The 22,389-nt window shown below is 35.6% G+C and carries 20 protein-coding genes; 15 read left to right on the top strand and 5 right to left on the bottom strand.

The annotated features are described in order from the left end of the window. The first annotated feature begins 2 nt into the window (after window positions 1-2). The 5 genes from QM956_RS03130 to QM956_RS03110 are packed head-to-tail and all read left to right on the top strand — an operon-like array spanning window position 3 to window position 6,662. Complete coding sequence (locus QM956_RS03130) at window positions 3-245, top strand: hypothetical protein (RefSeq protein ID WP_000627865.1); 243 nt, start codon at window positions 3-5, stop codon at window positions 243-245. A gap of 16 nt (window positions 246-261) precedes the next feature. Next, window positions 262-1,116, top strand: coding sequence for a VirB6/TrbL-like conjugal transfer protein, CD1112 family (locus tag QM956_RS03125; protein ID WP_001054259.1), 855 nt, complete (start codon window positions 262-264; stop codon window positions 1,114-1,116). A 53-nt stretch (window positions 1,117-1,169) separates the two neighbouring features. After that, window positions 1,170-1,529, top strand: coding sequence for a PrgI family protein (locus tag QM956_RS03120; RefSeq protein WP_001097589.1), 360 nt, complete (start codon window positions 1,170-1,172; stop codon window positions 1,527-1,529). After that, complete coding sequence (locus QM956_RS03115) at window positions 1,480-3,837, top strand: VirB4-like conjugal transfer ATPase, CD1110 family (protein WP_414302217.1); 2,358 nt, start codon at window positions 1,480-1,482, stop codon at window positions 3,835-3,837. Before QM956_RS03120 ends, QM956_RS03115 begins: the two co-directional genes overlap by 50 nt. A gap of 11 nt (window positions 3,838-3,848) precedes the next feature. Further along, window positions 3,849-6,662: a phage tail tip lysozyme gene (locus tag QM956_RS03110; protein WP_414302216.1), complete on the top strand. Its 2,814-nt coding sequence runs from the start codon at window positions 3,849-3,851 to the stop codon at window positions 6,660-6,662. 34 nt (window positions 6,663-6,696) lie between these two features. Here QM956_RS03110 and QM956_RS03105 read toward each other — a convergent pair whose 3' ends face one another. From QM956_RS03105 to QM956_RS03095, 3 genes are read right to left on the bottom strand one after another with little or no spacing between them, the layout of a single operon-like run. Beyond that, the gene (locus QM956_RS03105) at window positions 6,697-7,305 is read right to left on the bottom strand and encodes a hypothetical protein (protein WP_414302215.1); all 609 of its coding nucleotides are present in this window, start codon (window positions 7,303-7,305) and stop codon (window positions 6,697-6,699) included. A 1-nt stretch (window position 7,306) separates the two neighbouring features. After that, window positions 7,307-7,471: a hypothetical protein gene (locus QM956_RS03100; RefSeq protein WP_000201399.1), complete on the bottom strand. Its 165-nt coding sequence runs from the start codon at window positions 7,469-7,471 to the stop codon at window positions 7,307-7,309. A gap of 55 nt (window positions 7,472-7,526) precedes the next feature. Next, the gene (locus tag QM956_RS03095; protein ID WP_414302214.1) at window positions 7,527-7,790 is read right to left on the bottom strand and encodes a hypothetical protein; all 264 of its coding nucleotides are present in this window, start codon (window positions 7,788-7,790) and stop codon (window positions 7,527-7,529) included. A 186-nt stretch (window positions 7,791-7,976) separates the two neighbouring features. Here QM956_RS03095 and QM956_RS03090 point away from each other — a divergent pair, with 186 nt between their 5' ends. The 7 genes from QM956_RS03090 to QM956_RS03060 all read left to right on the top strand — a co-directional run bounded on the left by QM956_RS03090 (window position 7,977) and on the right by QM956_RS03060 (window position 18,540). Then, entirely contained in the window at window positions 7,977-8,276 is a 300-nt protein-coding gene (locus QM956_RS03090; RefSeq protein WP_042901264.1) for a lactococcin 972 family bacteriocin, read from the top strand. A gap of 71 nt (window positions 8,277-8,347) precedes the next feature. Beyond that, window positions 8,348-10,369, top strand: a complete 2,022-nt coding sequence (locus QM956_RS03085) for a bacteriocin-associated integral membrane family protein (protein WP_414302213.1) — start codon at window positions 8,348-8,350, stop codon at window positions 10,367-10,369. 1 nt (window position 10,370) lies between these two features. After that, the gene (locus tag QM956_RS03080) at window positions 10,371-11,012 is read left to right on the top strand and encodes an ABC transporter ATP-binding protein (protein ID WP_000571283.1); all 642 of its coding nucleotides are present in this window, start codon (window positions 10,371-10,373) and stop codon (window positions 11,010-11,012) included. 197 nt (window positions 11,013-11,209) lie between these two features. Further along, complete coding sequence (locus QM956_RS03075) at window positions 11,210-11,620, top strand: cell envelope biogenesis protein OmpA (protein ID WP_414302212.1); 411 nt, start codon at window positions 11,210-11,212, stop codon at window positions 11,618-11,620. Window positions 11,621-11,667: 47 nt separating this feature from the next. Further along, a complete protein-coding gene (locus QM956_RS03070; RefSeq protein ID WP_414302211.1) occupies window positions 11,668-17,880 on the top strand; it encodes a DEAD/DEAH box helicase family protein in 6,213 nt (2,070 codons plus the stop codon). Window positions 17,881-17,954: 74 nt separating this feature from the next. Further along, complete coding sequence (locus QM956_RS03065; protein ID WP_000969643.1) at window positions 17,955-18,239, top strand: DUF5962 family protein; 285 nt, start codon at window positions 17,955-17,957, stop codon at window positions 18,237-18,239. Between the two features lie 13 nt (window positions 18,240-18,252). Beyond that, on the top strand, window positions 18,253-18,540 hold the full coding sequence (locus QM956_RS03060) for a DUF5966 family protein (protein ID WP_414302210.1): 288 nt from the start codon (window positions 18,253-18,255) through the stop codon (window positions 18,538-18,540). Window positions 18,541-18,583: 43 nt separating this feature from the next. Here QM956_RS03060 and QM956_RS03055 read toward each other — a convergent pair whose 3' ends face one another. Both QM956_RS03055 and QM956_RS03050 read right to left on the bottom strand, forming a co-directional pair. Further along, window positions 18,584-19,138, bottom strand: coding sequence for a sensor histidine kinase (locus QM956_RS03055; protein ID WP_414302209.1), 555 nt, complete (start codon window positions 19,136-19,138; stop codon window positions 18,584-18,586). Between the two features lie 340 nt (window positions 19,139-19,478). Further along, window positions 19,479-19,871 (bottom strand): TetR/AcrR family transcriptional regulator, encoded by a 393-nt coding sequence (locus QM956_RS03050; protein ID WP_414302208.1) that lies wholly within the window; start codon window positions 19,869-19,871, stop codon window positions 19,479-19,481. Between the two features lie 188 nt (window positions 19,872-20,059). On the opposite strand from QM956_RS03050, the gene QM956_RS03045 reads away from it, so the two are divergent. From QM956_RS03045 to QM956_RS03035, 3 genes are all read left to right on the top strand, one after another. Further along, window positions 20,060-20,221: an LxmA leader domain family RiPP gene (locus QM956_RS03045; RefSeq protein WP_261029159.1), complete on the top strand. Its 162-nt coding sequence runs from the start codon at window positions 20,060-20,062 to the stop codon at window positions 20,219-20,221. Between the two features lie 123 nt (window positions 20,222-20,344). Further along, on the top strand, window positions 20,345-21,412 hold the full coding sequence (locus tag QM956_RS03040; protein ID WP_414302207.1) for a serine hydrolase: 1,068 nt from the start codon (window positions 20,345-20,347) through the stop codon (window positions 21,410-21,412). Beyond that, entirely contained in the window at window positions 21,405-22,388 is a 984-nt protein-coding gene (locus QM956_RS03035; RefSeq protein ID WP_261029161.1) for an aminoglycoside phosphotransferase family protein, read from the top strand. Before QM956_RS03040 ends, QM956_RS03035 begins: the two co-directional genes overlap by 8 nt. Window position 22,389 lies beyond the last annotated feature (1 nt).

Here is a 22,389-nt window from a genome sequence, read left to right as displayed (position 1 = left end):
AGATGATTACGCATTTTAAAGGTTTTGTTTATGGAGTAGACGCAAGTGCTATGTTTGCACAAGCTATGTCTTTGTTACAGAAGGGATTGATTGCGGTTGGTGCCTTTCTCGTTGTTGTAGGGATTGTCAACCTTGCAACCAACATTAAAGATGGTGGACCAGGTGTTCGAAATGCCATTCTTGAAATTGTCGGTGGTGTTATGGTAGGGGCTGCTGGAGCCTTTGTAACTCAAATTTCAATTTAGGAGGATAAACAATGACATGAATCTTAGTTTAGTCTCACCCTTTGTTTACCTTGCATCTGAAAAAATATCAGCTGAAAATTTATTTGAAGGATTTAATGTGGATTTACAATCTACGGTAGATCTGATTAAATCTCTATCTAGCTATAATCCAACTGTTTGGACTTATATGTCAAGTATTACTAAAAGTGTCATGCAACCTCTTGGAGTTGCGATTTTATCAGTTGTTCTCATCCTAGAATTTTCGAAGATGGCAAAGAAAATTGCTAACTCTGGTGGAGCGATGACCTTTGAAGCATTGGCGCCGATGTTGATTAGTTATATCATGGTCGCAGTTGTAATTACTAACACTACCGTGATTGTAGAAGCCATCATCGGGATTGCGAGTCACGCCATTGAACAAGTGGCCTCGATTGTGGCTCACGGTGGGGCAAAGTATGATACACTCTCTGGATTAAAAGGTTCAGGATTTATTGGCCGGATGATTGTGGGCTTTTTCGCCCTCCTCATTTGGCTTGTTCGGATAGTAAGTGCAGCCATGGTCAATCTTTTGGTATCCATTCGATTTATTCAACTTTACCTTATGATTCCATTTGCCCCTCTTACGATTCCAACATTTTTAAGTGATGAGTGGAAGTCTATTGGTATTGGCTATTTAAAAAATATTATGGTCTATGCGGTACAAGGGGTTCTCATTTTTCTGATTGTTTCTCTTGTTCCTTTGTTTGAATCTGCTGGAAAAATAGCTGTTTCAAATGGTGCAGGAGTCTTGCAATCACTTGCGATTATGTTTGGTAGTTTGGTACAAGCTATCTTACTGATTATTGCCCTCGTTGGTTCTCAACGTACGGCTCGCTCAATCTTAGGTATGTAATTAGATAAAGGCTAGGAAGTGATTGCTTCTTAGCCTTTTTAGAAAGGAAAGTAATGAATACACGTGTCTTTAAAGACATCTCAAAATACCAACACAGGGCTTGGTTAGGTTTCACCACAAGACAAATCATCTTTGTTTTACCAGCCTTTATTGTCACAATTATTGTTTTGGGCTTGAATCTCTTTTTCTGGCAATTTGGAGATTGGTTTGTTTACGGTTTTGTGTTTGCTTTTACCATCCCCCTAATGCTTTTTGGAGTCTATAAACCCAATGATTTATATTTTGAACATTATTTGAAATACCGTCTTCATTTTGAATTAACGGTTCCCCTACGCACAATTACAGGAAAGAAAGGACCTGAACATGAAAAGAAAATCAAATACATTAAAGAAACAAAAAACTTCAATGACTAATAAAAAGGAAGAAGTTAAAGGGAAAAAAGAGGAAGTGTTACCCTCAACGGCTAATACTCTTTCCTATCAAGCCCTGTATCAAAATGGTCTGATGCAGGTAAAAGAAGATTATTTCTCACAAAGCTATTTACTTGGTGATGTCAATTACCAGACCGTTGGTTTAGAAGATAAGGGCGCAATCATTGAGAAGTATTCTGATTTGATTAACTCACTAGATGACCAAACCAACTTCCAATTGACTATCTTTAATAAAAGATTGAATTTAGAAAAGTTCAGACAAAGTGTTTTGTATGAGGAAAAAGAAGATGGGTATGATACCTATCGTAAAGAATTGAATCGGATGATGAATCAGAATTTAGACAGTGGCGAAAATAACTTTTCGGCTGTTAAACTGATTAGCTTTGGTAGAAAGGAATCTAATCCCAAACAAGCCTATCGTTCCTTGTCCCAAATAGGAGAATATTTCAAGAGTGGTTTCTCAGAAATTGATGCTCGATTTGAATCCTTGGCTGGAGAAGACCGTGTCAACTTGTTGGCCGATATGCTTAGAGGAGAACACCATCTTCCTTTTTCTTACCGTGATTTAACCAGATCTGGTCAGACAACTCGTCACTTCATAGCACCTAATCTCTTGGATTTTAAAAACAAGAATTACCTACAAATCAATGACCGCTTATTACAGATTGTCTATGTAAGAGACTACGGCATGGAATTAGGGGATCAGTTTATCCGAGACCTCATGCAAGGAGATTTGGAATTGATTGTGAGCCTCCATGCACAAAGTTCAACCAAGGCAGATGCCATGAAGAAACTACGAACAAAGAAGACCTTAATGGAATCCCAAAAGATTGGGGAACAACAAAAACTTGCTCGAACAGGTATCTATTTGGAAAAAGTAGGTCATGTATTAGAAAGCAATATCGATGAAGCTGAGGAACTCTTAAAAACCATGACCGAGACAGGAGATAAACTATTTCAAACAGTCTTCTTGATTGGTGTCTTTGGTCAGGATGAAGAAGAACTCAAACAAGCCCTAGACACTATTCAACAAGTGGCCGGCTCAAATGACCTAATGATTGATAAACTTCCATATATGCAAGAAGCAGCCTTTAATAGTTTGCTGCCATTTGGTTGTGATTTTTTAGAGGGAGTATCACGGAGTTTATTAACATCTAATGTAGCAGTGAACTCACCTTGGACTTCAGTAGACTTACAAGACCGCAGTGGGAAATATTACGGTATCAATCAAATCTCAAGCAATATTATTACCATTGATCGTAGCCTATTAAATACACCGTCTGGTCTGATTTTAGGAACATCTGGAGCTGGGAAAGGGATGGCAACCAAGCATGAAATTATCACGACCAAAATCAAGGAATCTGGTGAAAATACTGAAATTATCATTGTGGATCCAGAAGCAGAGTACAGTGTCATTGGACGGGCTTTTGGGGGAGAAATGATTGATATTGCGCCCGATTCCCAAACCTATCTCAATGTTCTTGACTTGTCTGAGGAAAATATGGATGAAGATCCTGTAAAAGTAAAATCAGAATTTCTTTTATCCTTTATTGGCAAGTTATTGGATAGAAAAATGGATGGGAGAGAAAAATCGATTATCGACCGAGTCACCAGACTTACCTATCAGTCATTTAAAGAGCCTTCTTTGGAAGAATGGGTTTTTGTCTTGAGTCAACAACCAGAAGAAGAAGCGCAAAATTTGGCACTTGATATGGAACTGTATGTCGAAGGTTCTCTTGATATTTTTTCTCATAAGACCAATATTCAGACAGGATCTAATTTCTTGATTTATAACGTTAAGAAGTTAGGAGATGAGCTGAAACAAATCGCCCTTATGGTAGTGTTTGATCAGATATGGAATCGTGTTGTTCGGAACCAAAAATTAGGGAAGAAGACCTGGATTTATTTTGATGAAATGCAGCTTCTCTTATTAGATAAATATGCCAGTGATTTCTTCTTTAAATTGTGGAGTCGTGTCAGAAAATATGGAGCCAGTCCGACTGGAATAACTCAAAACGTCGAAACCTTATTGTTAGATCCAAATGGTAGACGAATTATTGCAAATAGTGAATTTATGATTCTCCTCAAGCAAGCAAAAAATGACAGAGAAGAACTGGTTCAACTCTTAGGCTTGTCAAAAGAACTCGAAAAATACTTAGTCAATCCAGAAAAAGGCGCAGGACTAATAAAAGCTGGTTCAGTTGTCGTTCCTTTTAAAAATAAGATTCCTCAAGGTACTCAATTGTTTGATATCATGAGTACGGATCCTGATAAAATGGCTTCTAATTAAGGGGAAGGTAAATGAAGGATAAAAGAGAAATTATACGTGCCCGAAAGGCATTTAGAAGAAGCCTAAAAGATGAGAAAAAATTCTTGAAAAAAGGAAAGAAGGAGGTGAAGAAACAGAAAAAAGATTCCGCTGTACTGGATAATAAAGCATGGAAAAAAGAGATAAAAGAAAAGCTAGAGGAGATGAGAGAAGCTTCAAAGGAGAGAGTAAAACAAGCAAATGAAGACTACAATCATATTCTTCAAAATAGTCCTCCATCTCTTTTGAATCGTAAAGAATTAAGAGACAGACGATTGCCTCATGCTAGGAAACGATTGAAAATAGCCAAGAAGCAATTTAGAGAAGCCAAGGTAGAAGCAAAAGAAGAAAGAAAAGAGAGTCGTAAAGAAAGAAAAATCAATCAAAAATTTCTCTACGGTCAGGAATCGAAACAAAAATCTAATTTTTTCTTTCAAGGGAAGAGTTTAGAAGAATTAAAAGCTAAGAAAGAAGTCAAGGCCGCAAAAGAGAATCTAAAATCTACTAAACAAGCCTATAAGTCCAAAAAAGTCAGTAGGAAAGCCAAAACTTTTCTTTATGTCCTTGGACGTGAAGGTGGAGAGTTAGCTTCAGAAAATGAAGATTTAGAAGGCTATCGCACACTTCAAGAGACAATTAGAAAAGGGAAACGCTACAGTCGCCTTTCTTATAACCTTGGAAAAGCTAGTGTCAAAACAGGACAAGCAACAGGTCGTTTTACCAAGAAAAGACTGACCAACACAAAAGAGCGATACCATCATTTTAAGGATGGAAAAGGATGGAAACTAGCGAAAGATAAGCCAAGTTCCTTTAAAAATCGGTTTCGAAAATTAAAGAAACAAGGTCTTACAAGTGTCCGAAATATCTATCAAAAACTAAAAGCAGCCTTTTCCTTCTTTACATTTGCGGCTGGAAATCCTGTAACCTGGATAGTTGGAGGAATAGTCTTTCTTCTTTTACTTATAATGAGCTTCTTTTTAGGATTTTCATCTGCTAGTTTGATTCAACAAGATGAATTTGAATTAACAAAAGCTTATACCCACCTAACTTGGGAAGATGCAGAACATACTCGCACAAATGACAAAGGAATTACTTATTACACAAAAGTTGATGATGTGATGGGGTATATGAACTTTAAATTCCATGACTATGAGTTACACAAACCAGTTCACTTATTTAGTTCAGAAACTTACAAGGATTATCTGTCTACTTTGTGGCATGATTTAAACGATGGGGAAGATTTGAAATCCATGCAAGACCTCTATGAAAGTCCTAAGTATAAACTATCGAAAGACGATCAAGAGGAAATTAAGGAACTAAAAGAAGAAGGTGTCTATGCTTCCATGCAGGAATTGGACAATCCATTTGAGGGGAAAAGCAACGAAGATAGTCTAACCATGACTTATCGTTATGGATACTATGATTTAGACGGAAAACCTACTCTTCAGGAGTACATTCTACTAGAAGCGAAGGTTCACCAAACAATTGTCGCACCAATGGATGGTGTTGTATCTCTAGACGGAGATGATGTTATTCTCACTAACGGAAAAGGAGAGAATGAGAGTCGATTGACCTTGTATTCTATTCATAATGGTCGTGCGATTGAGGGGACAAGAGTCCTAACGGGTGATATTATTGGTGAAACACCAGACGATACAGGTTTGAAAGTTTCCTATCAAAAGTATAAGAACAAGAAAGAAAAATTGGTGTATGTCAATCCGCAATTTTATTTTCCAAAAGTCATTCAACTTCAGACAACTATCTTACCTGCCATTGGTCAGTTTGGTGGGGATGAGTTTGAACGAGCAAAACATATTTATGAGTTTTTGAAATCTCAAGGGGCAAGTCCCCAAGCCATTGCGGCAATTTTAGGAAATTGGTCGGTAGAGTCTTCTATTAATCCTAAACGAGCTGAAGGAGATTATTTATCTCCTCCTGTTGGCGCTACCGATTCCTCATGGGATGATGAAGCATGGTTAGCGATTGGAGGTCCAACCATTTATAGTGGTGCTTATCCTAATATTCTTCATAGAGGTTTGGGGTTAGGGCAATGGACAGATACCGCAGATGGATCAACACGTCATACAGCCTTGTTGAATTATGCACGCACCCAAAATAAGAAATGGTATGATTTAGACCTCCAACTTGATTTTATGCTTCATGGGGATAGTCCTTACTATCAAAGTTGGTTAAAGGATTTCTTTAAAAATACGGGCAGTGCAGCCAATCTCGCCCAACTCTTCCTTACCTATTGGGAGGGAAATTCTGGTGACAAACTACTGGAAAGACAAACCAGAGCAACGGAATGGTATTACCAAATTGAAAAAGGCTTTAGCCAAACAAACGGAGGACAGGCAAAAAGTGATCCACAATCCCTTGAAGGGGTTCGTGGGGACTTGTATGATCATTCTGTTCCTGGTGGTGGAGATGGTATGGCTTATGCCTATGGACAATGTACATGGGGTGTTGCGGCTCGTATGAACCAGTTAGGATTAAAGCTAAAAGGTAGAAATGGAGAAAAGATTTCAATCATTAATACCATGGGAAATGGTCAGGACTGGGTTGCGACAGCTTCAAGTCTTGGTGGAGAAACGGGTTCCACACCAAAAGCAGGTGCTATTGTTTCTTTTGTAGGAGGTACACATGGGACACCAGCAGACTATGGTCATGTGGCTTTTGTCGAGAAAGTATATGATGATGGTTCTTTCCTTGTGTCTGAAACTAACTATGGTGGCAACCCTAACTATACCTTTAGAAAAATCTCGCAAGCAGATAGTGCCATCAGTTTTGCTTATACGGTGAAATAAAAGAATCATGTCATCAGTTTAGGTGACATGATTCTTATTTTTTATAGAGCGACATATTTAATGCCATAGGCTGATAACTTACTTGATGATTATCTTTAATCAATTGACTGTAAGCAACAAATCCGAACTGTTCATAAAATTGAATGACTTTAGGATGATTGATACTATCTAAAAATATCATCTGAGTTCCTACAATTGCTCGAAATTCTTCAATTTTTTGAATTACAATTTCAAATAACTCTTGTCCTGATAGTTTATTTAGCTTTGTGTTTTTGCCGAATTGACCAATAAGTAACACAGGGAGATAATCAATATTTTTGGGACTTTTCCCTTTTAGGACGAGTTTCTTTTTTAAGGATTTCTCTAAATCAGAAATATCAACAACTTTGAGAGATAAACTAAAGAATCCTATGATGTTATTTGTTTCAGTTTCTTCAACGATAAAATTACGAGAACGATGTTGTTTTTCAAAATTGGGAGCTTTATCAGATAGATAAGTCAACATCTCTTCATTACCGTTGAAATCAACATTTTCTAAAATGATAGTTTTAAATAGCTCCTGAACTTGTTTCTCAGTTTTATCAGGAGCTAGCACTTGAATATTTTCAAGATATTGCTTAAGTGGTGTTACTTGAATTGTCATCTTACAGATACTTTGAAATGAGTTTATTTTTCGTTGGAGCGGTAGCGTCCTGTGATTCAATAGATTTCAAGACTGCTTGTAGCTTTTTAGATGGTTTATGATTAAGAATTTTTAGAGCATCTTCGTTTGTTAGTTTTATATCACGTGTTAAACTGATTGTAGCCATTTGTTCTACCTCCTGTTTCTACTTAAATTCATTATAGCTTATTTTGAACAAAAGTTCAATCTGAAGATAGTGTATGTTTTCTATAGTGTATAAATCCAAAATAAGTTTTTCTCTTGCGTTTGTAGCTCATATTCGTTAGAATAATGGTGTAGATGAGTGGTCGGCTCATGGTCAATCTGATAGTAAACTTGGACATAAGGGCCAAGCGGTGGCGGACACCAGAACGAAATCCGATAGCAATCTTGGACGTAAGGGCCAAGCGGTGGCAGACACCAGAATAAACCGACTGACTGGGTGGCTTACAGGTTCTGTAAGTCATCTATTTTTTTATTGTTACAATAGTTTATTTGAAAAAAATTTTCTGATTTACTTAAAATTAATTGACATGTAATAGTTAAAATGTTATTATTGTTATATAAAGAAATCGGTTTCAAAAAAAGAGAGAGGAGGATTTATTTTGTTGCATTGTTGCTCAGGGTGTGCTTTTTTTGAAAGGAAAAATAAAATGAAAACGAAAAAACATAGATTACTTGCTCTAGCTCTTATTTCAAGCTTTACATTATTGGGAGCTGCATCAGCCGCTGTACAATATCCAGATGGAGGAGTATGGACATATGGAGAAGGTTCAGGAGGTGGTTGGGCTTTTTCAAATTACTACCATGGTGACAAATACCATTATTCATCCATCGTGAGCAGATGGGATGGTCATTCTGATAGAGGAGAAGCTCCTGCTGGAAACACCTCCTACGCATGGATTTGGACCAAATGGGGAGAACAAGTAGCATTTTACTATGATTATGACTAATCGTTCATTGATTTAAATCGTTCCCCTTGTAGCTCGTACAAGGGGAATTATTTTTTTATAAGGAGTCTACTATGAAGAAACTATTTATTTGCTTGTCAACTTTTTTTCTCAGCTTCTTCATTGCTTGGATTATTGTCTTACGTGCGCCACAATATTTATATGCAAGCTATGATTCAGTTTCTTTACTTCGTGTCAAAAAAGATACTCAGGAACCGACGCGTGAGGTATTTGAACAGGAATTGGAGAAGTTTGTAAACTCTGAACAGAGTTTAATAGCTAGAAGAATTGTAGAGCCGAGTAAGGATGGGACGACTCACTTTACTTATGCAACTTATGGTCAGGGAACATTACCAAAAGAATTCCAAGAAGCTAGCCAAGAAAGTCGTGAACGCAGTGATCCACTAAATAGTTATCTCCTTTTATCAGGCTCCTTGACGAAAGAAAAGCTAGCCGATAAATTAGGAGATTTGGGTTATAAAGCAGTTGCTGACCGGAAGACACCTCCCTATTCTCTTGCTTTTAGAATGTTACTAAATCCACTTATTTTAATTAGTTTAGCAATATTTGGCTTATCTTTCTTTGCTTTAGTGATTATCACTCGGATTAAGGAAATGAGAGCAGCAGGTATAAAACTCTTTTCTGGTCAGACTCTCTTATCCATTATGGGGCATTCTTTATCTACTGATATTAAGTGGCTCCTTCTATCAGCCCTCCTTTCCTTCCTAGGTGGGGGAGTCGTTCTTTTTAGTCAAGGTTTGTTTTATCCTATCTTGTTAGCCACCTATGGTTTTGGGATTAGTTTCTATCTGTTGTTTTTATTGGGTATTTCAATTTTACTAATGCTTCTTTATCTAATGAGTTTGAGTTACAAAGCATTAGTTCCCGTTATTAAGGGAAGATTACCCCTCAAACGCTTGATGGCTTTAACCCTATTGTGTCAGTTGGTTGCTGTTTTTACAGTGGGATACGCTGTTAAGACAGGCTTGACGTCTTACCAACGATTGAAAGAACTTGAAATTTCAAAACAAGCGTGGAAGGACAGAGCAGACTATTATCAAATTTCTTTTGGCTTAGGTGATAGAGGAAAAGATACAGAAAATCAGAATAAGTGGTATGAATTTTCCAAAGAAGCAGTTGAAAAAGAACAGGCTCTATTTGTAAAAGATAATCTCATTCATTTTGCAAATCCTCAAGGAAAAAATAAAAACGGAGAGACACTGGATACCTATAGTCCAGATGCTAATGTTCTCTATGTCAGTCCAAGTTATTTGGATAAGGAAAATGTGGCTGTAAATGATGAGACTAGACAGAAACTAGCTCATCTTCAAAAAGGGGAATTTGGACTTTTATTACCAGAATCTCTTCGCTCACAGGAAGCAGAACTTAAGAAAGTTTTTGAAGAAAGTTTGAACTATTACGGAAAATCAAGCGAGGATAAAGACGCTCCTTTAGAGTATGAAATGAGAGCGATTGTTAGCTATATTCCAACAGGAGAAAAACGATTTGTTTATAATAACGGTGAAAGTCCAGTATCTATTCAGTACTTAACCGATCCGATTTTAGTTGTATTTACTCCAACATCTACAGGTGATAGTATCATTTCCAAATCTAGTTGGTCTATCAATGCTGGAAAGCAACTCTTTATCAAAGGATATGAGAGTGGTCTATCTCTCTTGAAGAAAGCTGGAATTTATGAGCAAGTATCTTATCTTAAAGAAGGAAGAAGTGTTTATCTAACTCGTTATAATGAAGTGCAAACTGAAACAGCAACTTTAATCTTAGGAGCCATTGTGGGGATAGCTAGTTCCTTGTTACTCTTTTATTCTGTCAATCTTCTATATTTCGAGCAATTCCGTCGAGATATCTTGATTAAACGAATTTCAGGTTTACGATTTTTTGAAACACATGCTCAGTATATGGTTAGCCAATTTGCCAGTTTTGTATTTGGTGCTAGTCTCTTTATTTTAAGCAGTCGAGATTTGGTGATTGGCTTGCTCACTTTATTAGTCTTTCTAGCTAGTGCAGTTTTGACGCTTTACCGTCAAGCTCATAAAGAATCTTGTGTTTCTATGACAATTATGAAAGGAAAATAGGATGATTGAACTAAAGAATATATCTAAAAAATTTGGAAGCCGTCAGCTATTTTCAGATACGAATCTTCATTTTGAAGGTGGGAAAATTTATGCCTTAATTGGGACAAGTGGCTGTGGTAAGACAACACTCTTGAATATGATTGGACGATTAGAGCCATATGACAAAGGACAAATCATCTATGATGGTACTTCTCTTAAGGATATCAAGCCTTCTGTTTTCTTTAGAGATTATTTGGGATATCTATTTCAAGATTTTGGCTTAATTGAAAGTCAAACCGTCAAAGAGAATCTCAATCTGGGTTTAGTTGGTAAAAAGTTGAAAGAAAAAGAGAAAATCTCTTTGATGAAACAAGCTCTAAACCGTGTTAACCTCTCTTATTTAGATTTAAAGCAACCTATCTTTGAATTATCAGGAGGAGAAGCACAACGTGTTGCACTAGCGAAGATAATTTTAAAGGATCCGCCTTTGATCCTCGCAGATGAACCAACCGCTTCTTTAGACCCCAAAAACTCTGAGGAATTACTCTCTATCCTAGAATCTTTAAAAAATCCGAATCGAACCATTATTATTGCAACCCACAATCCTCTCATTTGGGAACAAGTGGACCAAGTCATTCGAGTTACCGATTTATCACATAGATGATATAGCAAGATTCAGCTATAAGAAAGTTTTTGATTATATACCGCATAAATTCCGAATATCTGAAGCACTTGTTTATAATCACAATATTATTTGAGAACGTAGTTTTGGCTCGTTCTCTTTTTTGTTGTGATACTTCTTTCAAGGAATATTTGGTAGGATTGGAGTGAAAAAAGATTAACTAGGAAAGAAGGAAGTATATGGAAGCCATTTATCAACGTGATTCGGATCAAGATGGACTAACTGATGCTCAAGAATTAGCGCTAGGAACCAATCCTCTTAGCGCAGATTCTGATGGTGATGGTCGTTCAGATTTAGTGGAAGTAGAAGAAGGAAGCAATCTCTTAGAAAAGGATTTACAAGACATAGACCAAACAAGTATAACTGAACCATCTTCAGTATTTATGGAAATGAAACAAAAGATTTCAGATATGATGGAGAGTCACTACAAGGAATTTATACAGGCTCTGATTAGTATTGAAACAGGGATTGAAAACCAACAAGACCTAGAAGACTTATATACTTACTACATGAGAACAGATGCTGTTTCTCTTTTGTCTAGTGATTTAGAAACCAGTCCTCAAGAGGTTGAAATGGAGATAGAGTTGTAGGGGAATCATGTGATTCTCCTATTTTCGTATAGATGAAAGGAGCGAGTATGGAAGTAATACAATTATTGGCTATGTTTCGTGGAACAATTCCAAAAGATAGGGAGAAAATGGACCTATTTCTTCGCTATCAGGCGCAACATTTTGATGAGAAATGGCAGGATTTGGTAGAGAGTTTTTTGACTGAAGAGGGCAAGATAGAAGAGATACCTCATGTCTATTCGTTTCATCAAGATATTATTTCTTTCCTAGAGGCTAGTTCTGAAAATAATGACCAAGATTTAGAAAGTTACACAAGAAATTTTGGACAAGGAGGTCTAAGTAAATTATCTCAATTAAGTAATTTTGAGAAAAACTTGGTGCTAGAAGTCGCAACCTATAACCTTTCCACTCGATTTTATATCCAATCTGAAAAAGAGAAGCTAACACCATTAAGTGAGCTTGTATGTCATCAGAATCAGGATGTCAATTTAGTCAATGTCTATCGGGTTGCGAATAATCTATCTGACCGTATTAGTAGAGATATAGAGGAATTTCTTCTAATGGTTGATTCCAAAGAACTAGAAAAAGAGGTTCTTGAGATTCATTTTGAAGAAAAAGAGGGAGATGTTCTAGCCTATTTGGGTTCAGAATTGATGGCTACTTTAGATACTGTTACGGATTTTGTCCATCATGAAGAAAACTACACACAACTACCACTGACACAAAAACTGAAGATTATTAGTCATTTTGATGAGGTAAAGGCTATAAGAGAAAAGTCTAAGCAAGTAGAGGAATCTTTACCACCTTCAAGTGATATTGAACAGGAAATAGAAGAAACTAACGCTTTTTCTAATGTCGATAAAATTGTAGAAGAAGCTTTGAGGGAATATCCGATTGGTTCACAAGTAAGTTATAAAGGACAAGTATTTCAGTTGGTTTCGATTGAAAATGCACACTTAAATGACTTAGTTCGCCTAGAGCTATTCAATGATTCCAACCAGTTATTTGAAGAAAATCCTATCTTATACTTGAACAGTTTAGAAGAGATTGAACAAGTATTGTCTCTCGTAGAACTTGAAAAAGAAGATTCAGAGATTGAGATTGATTCATCAAGTGAAAATCAGGAAATAGATTTGTTTTCCTATCTGGAAGAAGAAAATGAAAAGGATAAGGAAACAGAAACGCTTATTGTAGGCATAGAAGAGACGGATGTCCCTGTTCAAGATTTTGTTTTTCCAGATGATTTAGAGGACTTTTATCCTAAGACAAATCGAGAAAAGATTGAAACGAATATCGCAGCTATTGAACTTGTTAAAAGATTAGAAAAAGAGGGACGACAAGCAAGTTCAGAAGAACAAGAGCTACTAGCCAAGTATGTCGGCTGGGGCGGTCTTGCCAATGAATTTTTCGATGAACTCAATCCAAAGTATGAAACAGAACGTTTAGCTCTTAAGAGCTTAGTAAGTAAATCAGAATACTCGACCATGAAACAAAGTTCTCTCACAGCCTATTATACAGACCCACTGATTATTCGCCAGATTTGGCAAAAGTTACTGGATGATGGTTTTGAGGGAGGAAGGATATTAGATCCTTCTATAGGGACTGGGAACTTCTTTGCGGCGATGCCTAGAAGTATACGAGAGAGATCAGAACTCTATGGAGTTGAATTAGACAGTGTGACAGGCGCAATCGCAAAACAACTACACCCCAATACCCATATTGAAGTGCGAGGATTTGAAGAAGTTCCCTATCAAAATAATAGTTTTGATTTAGTCTTAACGAATGTACCATTTGGAAATTTTCGCATTGCCGATAAAAACTATGATAAACCTTATATGATTCATGACTACTTTGTCAAACACTCACTTGATTTAGTAAGAGATGGAGGCCAAGTGTCGATTATCTCATCTATCGGGACAATGGATAAGCGGACAGATAATGTCTTACAAGAGATTAAAACCAACACTCATTTTTTAGGGGGAGTTCGGTTGCCGGATACGGCTTTTAAAAAGATTGCAGGTACTCGAGTGACTACAGATCTCCTCTTCTTTCAAAAGGATCAAGCAAAGAATCTTAATGAGGAGGAACTTGTCTTTAGTGGCTCTATTCCCTTTGAGGAGGATAAGCGTGTCTGGATCAATCCTTATTTTGATGGGAAATACAATACGCAAGTTTTGGGTGAATATGAGGTACGTAATTTTAATGGAGGAACCCTCAATGTTAAGGGGGGATCAGAAACATTAGCTACTGACATAATGAAAGCATTAGAGAATGTGGAAGCACCTAAACAAATTGACAATTCTTTGAAAGCACCTGTTTTTATCCAAGAAGAAGTGGATAATTCTATCCCAAGTCGTATACGTGAGGACTTAGCGCTCTATTCTTTTGGATATGAGGGAAATCAAATTTATTACCGAGATACGCATGGTATTCGGAAAAGTTCAAAAGTAGACGAAATTAGTTATTATGTAGACGAGAAGGGAGATTTTAAAGCCTGGGACAGTTCTTTGTCTGAACATAAAATAGACCGATTCGTGCAACTTCATTTGACAGATGAGGAAGCACTAGATGTTTACAAGTCAGAAGAAGCAAGTAAAAGAGGGAAATATAAGGGACTGTTCAAAAAAACTGTCTTTTATGAAAGTCCCTTATCGGATAAGGATATTAGTCGTATTAAGGGTATGGTTGATTTGAGAGAGACCTATCAATCCTTAATTGAAATTCAACGTCATCCAGATTACAGTCGAACAGATTTTCAGGTATTACTTAGTAAACTCAATCGCGACTATGACCGTTTTGTAAGTCAATTTGGATACTTGAATGCCTCAGTCAATCGGAACTTATTTGATAGTGACGATAAGTATTCTTTACTAGCAAGTTTAGAAGATGAATACATTGATTCTAAAAGTCAGAAAGTAAAATATAAAAAATCTTTAGCTTTTGAGAAAGCATTGGTTAGGCCGGAGAGGGTGATTGCAAGAGTTTCAACAGCTCTAGATGCCTTAAACTCCAGTTTATCGGATGGTAGAGGGGTTGATTTAGACTATATGGTATCCATTTATCCTGAACATAGCCAAGCTGCTATTTTAGATGAGTTAGGTGACCAGATTTTAATAGATCCAGAAAGCTATTTAAGAGGGGAAAGAAAATATCTTTCTAAGAACCAGTTTTTATCAGGAGATATTCTCAACAAGATAGAAGTAGTTCAACTATTAGTAGAGGAAAACAATCAAGAATATGATTGGAACCATGCTTTAGATTTATTAGAATCTGTTCGTCCGCCAAGGATTCATCTGGCAGATATTGAGTTTAAAATAGGGTCACGTTGGATTCCTCAATCCGTTTATGGTAAATTTGCCTTTGAATGCTTTACCAATCGTGAATTTGAATTGTCTTCGCCAGATGTTGAACAAGTCATTGAAGTGAATCCTGTCGATGGCCAGGTTCATTTAAGGACATCATTTGTTTATCGCTATCCAAGTGCCAAAGATAGCAGTCTTGGAGTCAGTGGGTCACGTTATGATACAGGAAGAAAGATTTTTGAGAATTTACTAAATTCAAACCAACCGACGATTACTATGACTGTTACGGAAGGAGAAAAGAAAAAGACCATCACAGATTTGGAAAAAACCTCTGTTCTAAGAGCAAAAGAGCAGCATTTACAAGAGCTCTTTCAAGACTTTGTCTCACGGTATCCAGAAGTCCAACAAGTCATTGAGGAAAGCTATAATCGTCTTTATAATCGAACGGTTAGTCGAGAGTATGACGGTAGCCATTTAGTCATTGATGGCTTGGCACAAAACATCAGTCTTCGTCCTCACCAAGAGAATGCCATTCAAAGAGTCGTAGAAGAAAAAAGAGCTTTATTAGCTCATGAGGTAGGTTCAGGAAAGACCTTGACCATGCTTGGTGCTGGGTTTAAATTAAAGGAGTTGGGAATGGTTCATAAGCCCTTGTATGTGGTGCCCTCTAGTTTGTCTGCTCAGTTTGGCCAAGAAATCATGAAATTTTTCCCTACTAAAAAAGTCTTTGTGACTACTAAGAAAGATTTTGTGAAGGCGAGAAGAAAACAATTTGTTTCTCGTATTATTACAGGAGATTACGATGCCATTGTCATTGGTGATTCTCAATTTGAAAAAATCCCTGTCAGTAAGGAAAGACAGATGAATTATATAGAGGACAAACTCAATGAACTACGAGAGATTAAAACACATTCTGAAAATAAGTATACCGTTAAAGAAGCAGAGCAATCAATAAGTGGTCTAGAGAAACAATTGGAAGAACTGCAACGCTTCAATCGTGATAGTTTTATTGATTTTGAGAACTTAGGAATTGATTTTCTCTTTGTGGATGAAGCACATCACTTTAAAAATATACGTCCAATTACTGGACTTGGGAATGTAGCAGGGATTACCAATACAACTTCTAAGAAGAACGTGGATATGGAAATGAAGGTTCGACAGATTCAGGAAGAACATGATTTTAAAAATATTGTTTTTGCGACAGGAACACCTGTTTCCAATTCTATTAGTGAGTTATATACTATGATGAACTATATTCAACCCGATATCTTAAAACGCTATCAAGTTGATTATTTTGACTCTTGGGTAGGTGCTTTTGGAGAAATTCAAAACTCTATGGAATTAGCTCCTACAGGGGATAAGTACCAACCTAAGAAACGATTTAAAAAGTTTGTCAATCTCCCTGAGTTGATGAAAATCTATAAAGAAACAGCCGACATTCAAACACAAGATATGTTGGATTTACCTGTTCCAGAAGCTCATATTATTCCTATTGAGAGTGAGTTAACTGAAAACCAGAAACTCTATTTAGAAGAATTGGTTATGAGGTCAGATATGGTTAAATGTGGAACAGTTGACCCGAGCCAGGATAACATGTTAAAGATAACAGGTGAGGCACGGAAACTAGCTATTGATATGCGTTTATTGGACTCTAGCTATAGTCTAGCAGACAATCATAAACTGCTTCAGGTAGTGGATAATGTTGAAAGAATTTATCGTGAGGGAATGGAAAATAAGGCTACTCAGATGATTTTTTCAGATATTGGCACACCTAAGAAAAAGGACAATGGCTTTGATGTTTATTCTGAGATTAAGGCTTTATTAGTTGATAGAGGAATCCCTAGTAAGGAAATTGCCTTTGTACATGATGCCAATAGTGATGAAAAGAAGAATAGCTTGTCTCGAAAGGTCAATGCAGGAGAAGTGCGGATTCTCCTTGCTTCAACTGAAAAAGGAGGAACAGGTTTAAATGTTCAGAGCAAGATGAAAGCAGTTCACCATCTGGATGTCCCTTGGAGACCAAGTGACATTCAGCAACGCAATGGACGGATTATCCGACAGGGAAATGAAAACAAGGAAGTGGATATTTACCACTACATTACCAAAGGTTCGTTTGATAATTATCTATGGGCAACTCAGGAGAACAAACTCCGTTATATTAAGCAGATTATGACTTCTAAGGAGCCGATTCGTGCTGCAGAAGATATTGATGAACAGACCATGACGGCTTCTGATTTTAAGGCACTAGCAACAGGTAATCCTTATCTCAAATATAAGATGGAATTGGAGAATGATCTAACCCTATTAGAAAACCAAAGACGCGCCTTTCAACGCAGCAAGGATCACTATCGTCATACAATCTCTTACTGTGAAGAAAATATACCTATTCTTGAGAAACGATTAAGCAAGTATGAAGGCGACATTCAACAGTCTGAAATATCGAAAGACCAGGCATTTTCTATGACAGTAGGCAAGCAAGCATTTGATCAACGAGCTGAAGCAGGGGAATCCCTACACCGTTTTATCCGTCATAATCAAGCTGACAGCAAAGAATTTCGAACCCTAGCAAGCTATCGAGGATTTGACATTAAAATGCTTAGTCTTCCAACAAATCAACCTCTTCCTGAAACCTTCTCTGTTAAGATTGTAGGAGAAAATCAATATTCTGTCAGTTTAGATTTGTATTCTCCTTTAGGGACAATTCAAAGGCTTCAGCATACGATTGATCATATTAAAGAGGACCAAGTGAAAACTCAGAACTTATTGGATGAATTAAAGGATAAATGGACTACTGCTAAAGTAGAAATTGAGAAAAATTTTCCAAAGGAAGAGGATTATCAAACTAAAAAGGCCGAATACGATGTACTCGCGCCATTGATTGAAAAAGAAACGGATTTAGATATTATTGATCAGGCCTTAAGACAATTCCACGAAAAAGGAAAAGAAAAGCAAGAACAACTTTCTTTTGAATTGGATTAAAAAATATATATAAATAGCGGACAAGAAAAGAAAAACGCGGTAGAATAAAGATAGAAAGAAACGAGGTAACGATTATGATGGAAGATACCTATTATCAATTAGAAGAGGCCTTGGTACAGGGATTTCAAACACCTGAAGAATACCAAGCCTACAAGGAGTTAAAGGAACATTATGAGGAAGTGACAGGGGATTACAGCTTTTCTAAACGAGAACTCACTAGTCAATTGGAAATCTCTCTTCAGAATCATCGAGGTGTGGACTTTGAAGAACATGAAAAAGAGGAGTATTTGGACTTAGTTCAAAAATTAGAAGAGTTTGATTCCTCTCTTGCCACCCATTATCGTCAACTGATTGACTAGAAAGGAGAAAGTCATGAAAGATTTACTCCTTATCCCAGTAATTTTTTTAGCAGTAGGAGGAATTCTCATACTTTTATGGAGAATCTTCCTTATTGCCAGTGGACTTTTCCTTATTGGTTTTGTCAGTTTTCTTATTTTCGTGGAGGGCTATGGAATTTATCTGTTCTTTACAGATACTGAACTTTACACGGAAGATTTGGCACAGAATGGATTATTTGGTTTCACGACTTTCTTTATCATCTTTAACCTTGCTTTGCTTGTCTTGGCAGGCTGGGCAGGGTATAAGTGGAAGATAAGATGAATAAAATGGAGAAAACTCTAATGGTTCTTCTCCATTTTTTTATCTAATTGGTAATGTTGAAAATCGGAAGTGAAATGATACTTTCAAAGAATTCAGTTTGGACACTAGCAAACGAAATAGAGCCCTGATGCAAATCAACAATTTGTTTTGAAATTTTTAGCCCAATTCCAGTCGTTCTAATTTTAGAAATATCAATGTTTTTAAAAGATAATTCATTAAGTTCAGCAATTTTTTCTGGTGAAGCTCCCTGTCCATTATCTTTGATTTCGACAATTACATTTGTATCTTTTTTGAATAAGTTGATTCTTATTGTGCAACCCTTTTCGTTATGTAAAACAGAGTTGTAGATGATATTATGGATAACTTTTGTGATTAAAAACTGCTCAATCATGATAGATTGATTAACAAGTGAATAATCGTAATCAAATTCAAAATCATTCCAGATTTCTTGATTTAAAATATGGATGAGAATGTCTTTGAAGAAGGGGATAATTTTTGTCCCACTCTTGTTTCGATTGACTATAGTAGCAACGGAAATCAGAATAAGTAAATTGATGCAACAGAATACAGATAAAACCTTGGAATAAGTTGTTTCCAAGGCTTTTGAATTGCATATAGCTATAGGAGAAAGGTCGTTCGAGTAGATGTTTTTTATTGCCTCCCCTTTGATTTGTAAAACGTTAAATATTACCATGTAGTTGAGAATGAGAAACTTTATAAATTATATTTTTGGTTAGTAAAGCAAATAGGTTTATTTGTTATTAATAAAGGAGTAGTTAAAAATCAAAGTAATCAGCGAAAGGAATATCGACTAACTGCAAAAAATATTTCCCAAAAAGTTCAGGGGGCATTGGTAAATCTTGTAATAACCAGGAGCTGATGATTGCTACATAATATTTTACTGTAAAAAGAGCTAGAAAATCTTTAGATAATTTTAATTAATTTGATATTTTGTTAAGGTGAGGATAGATAATTGGTAGATATTGTTTTGAAACAAAATGTTGCCAATCATAATCAATATTTGATGAGTGAAGAATTTTTAACCAGTCTCTATATTGATATAATTTAGGTAATAATTCATATGCAATGTATTCATTTAGAGTAGAGTGAGAAGGATCAAAATTATTTAATATAGAATACGTATTCTGATGTATAATCTGATGTATTTCATCAATTATCTCATCTATTGTTCTAAAGTGCTTCTGGTAAATAGCTTGTCTACTGATATGAGCTTCAGCAGCAATTTCAGCCATTGTAATCAATCGAGCATCTTTTTTAGCAGCAATTCTAAAAAATGCATTAATAATATTTTCGTGAGTTCCTATTGTCATAAATTCCTTTTAAAAATTGTCGCAGTGTAAATTTTTTTGAAATTAAAATAAGTAAAACGCGTACCTATTTTCTAAAAAGTTGATAACTTGTAAATTTTATTGGGTTGAAATCTAAAAAAAATAGAAGTATACTTTAACTCATATCAAGAAAGTAATTCTTGATAAATAAACATAAAGGAGACAAAGCCATGGGGAAAAGTATTTTAGATGGTTATACCACATACACTACTCCAGCAGAGGTACAAAAAAGTGCTATTGAAGACAACCAATTAGGTAATGTTGGTACTTCAGTCACAATCAGTGTTTCTTACTCTTTATCTGTATCTTGGACTTTTTCATGGAGTTTCTAGAAATTATATATTCTGGAATGTTGTCTACATAAGTCAAGTACAATATTGGCTTATCACTTAGTGTCACTCCTCTTTCGTAAGAAAATGAAGAAGTCTACGAAAGGGGAGTTTTTATTTTTGATTATGAAACAAGAACTATTAGAACATTTATTGACGATATTGCGTAGTGAGCAAAAAGTAGAACTGTCATACGTTAATGACATACTTTCGGATAATCTCAATCAGAAATCGAAAAGACAATTTGTTGATCTAATAAACTGTCTCAGAGATCAGTCAATTAGGAAAGTTATCAACCCTAATGACAATATTATATACTTATTCTGCAACAATATCAAGGCTTTATTATTAATAAATACGGATGAATGCAGTAAGCTAACACGTTTAGAAATATTACCAATAGTCAATAATTCTGAGGACTCAAAAAGCTTATATGATTGTTTATTAGACTTAGATGCAAAAACATACTTATGTTTCCACGACACCGATGAAGAAGTTAGGACAAATTCTGTAGGAGAAGAGTTTGCAATTGCTTCGCTAATAAAAGTATTCGTGGGAGTGATTATTCTTGAAGCAGTTAAAACGGGAGTGATTACTCTAGAAGATACATATCAGATTTCTCAATATGATTTAAGCTATTTGAGTTCAGGTATAACTGAAAAGAATATTGGGCAAGATATTTCAATTCAAGAGTTGTTGTCCTATCTATTTTTAGCCTCAGATAATACAGCTATGGATATTTTGTTAACTGTTATATCAGATAAGAAGTTTGTTGAACTGGGGGAAAAAATATCGCATGAATTTAAAATAAGAATAGTTCCTACAAAAGAAATACTGCGTAGAGCATGGTGTAAGCCGAATTTATCAGAGGAAGTTTGGAGAGAGAACGCTGTGAGGGATGTAAAATGGTTAGAAGGTCTTGATTATTTTATTAATCCAAAATTATTAAATATATTTATAGAAAAATTGATGTCTTATAAATGGACTCCTTATACAGAACTTTCATCTATTATTTATAAAGGAGGAAATGCTCCAGGGGTTTTATCAGGTTTTTGGGGAAATAAGTACACAGGGAAATTTGTTTACTTTATTTTAAATAGAGATAGAGCATTCAATATAATAGAAGAAATGTATTGTTATAAATGTGTTTTCAATTTTTTAGAAAGAAATATTGAGGAGAAAAATCATGGATAATACTAAATTAATTGGGAGAAATTATAATCATATTGAGATTATTGATAATATAAAATGTATCAAAAAGAAACTTTTAGGAAATAGTACGGATGTAAAGAGAAGACAGAGAAATCTGGAACAGTGGCAGCTAGAGTTGCCAGATAAATTCAATACTCCTACTTTGATAAAACAAGATAGCATAAATGCAGAGTATGCATATGAATGGATAGATGAATCTAGCACAGTTCAAGAAATTTTTCAGAATTCTCTTGGATTACCATTTACCAAAAATTTATACGATATTTTTAGTGAAATTTCAAAAATTTTAGCTAGAGTCCATAAGATTTCTCCAACTAAAACCGAGAATGTAAATAGCATTAAATTATTATCTAGACCTTTAATTGCTTTAACCCCTGAGGAGTATGCAGAGGCTAGTGGTGCAGAATTAGAATGTTTATCACTTCTACAAAATGATTTGGAATTAATTAAAACTTTGAACAATTATCTTCCTCAAGATAAATACAAGGTAATGATACATGGCGATATCAGATTGGATCAATTTTTATCCTCTTTAACTAATGAGGTTTGGATTATTGATTTTGAAGAGTATTCGTTTGGAGATGCTTTAAAAGATTTAGGTGGCATAATTGGTTCAGTTCTATTTGATGTGTATATTAAAATATTTTGTGATACTTGGGAACTTAATGATGAAGGAGCTAATGAACAAATTATTAACGATTATCTTCTAAAAAAAGAAACAGCACTAATACGAGAAGTATCTCCATTATTAAAACACTTTCTACAAGAATATCAATCAGAATGTGGACAAAATATTGATATTGAACTGATATCAATGAATTTAGGAGCATTTTTATTGGAAAGAATCTTGAGTCGAGCGAAACTAAGTTTTAGACTGTCAGCAGTTGATAAAGCAATTCTTGGTATTGGCCGTGAATTCATTATTTCCAAATATAAATTATCTCAAATTTTATCTTAGA

It is taken from the genome of Streptococcus mitis (assembly GCF_047460035.1).
Classification (GTDB): domain Bacteria; phylum Bacillota; class Bacilli; order Lactobacillales; family Streptococcaceae; genus Streptococcus; species Streptococcus mitis_DW.
The sequence above is the reverse complement of the archived record's forward strand: the minus strand, read 5'-3'. Positions and strand labels throughout refer to the sequence as shown.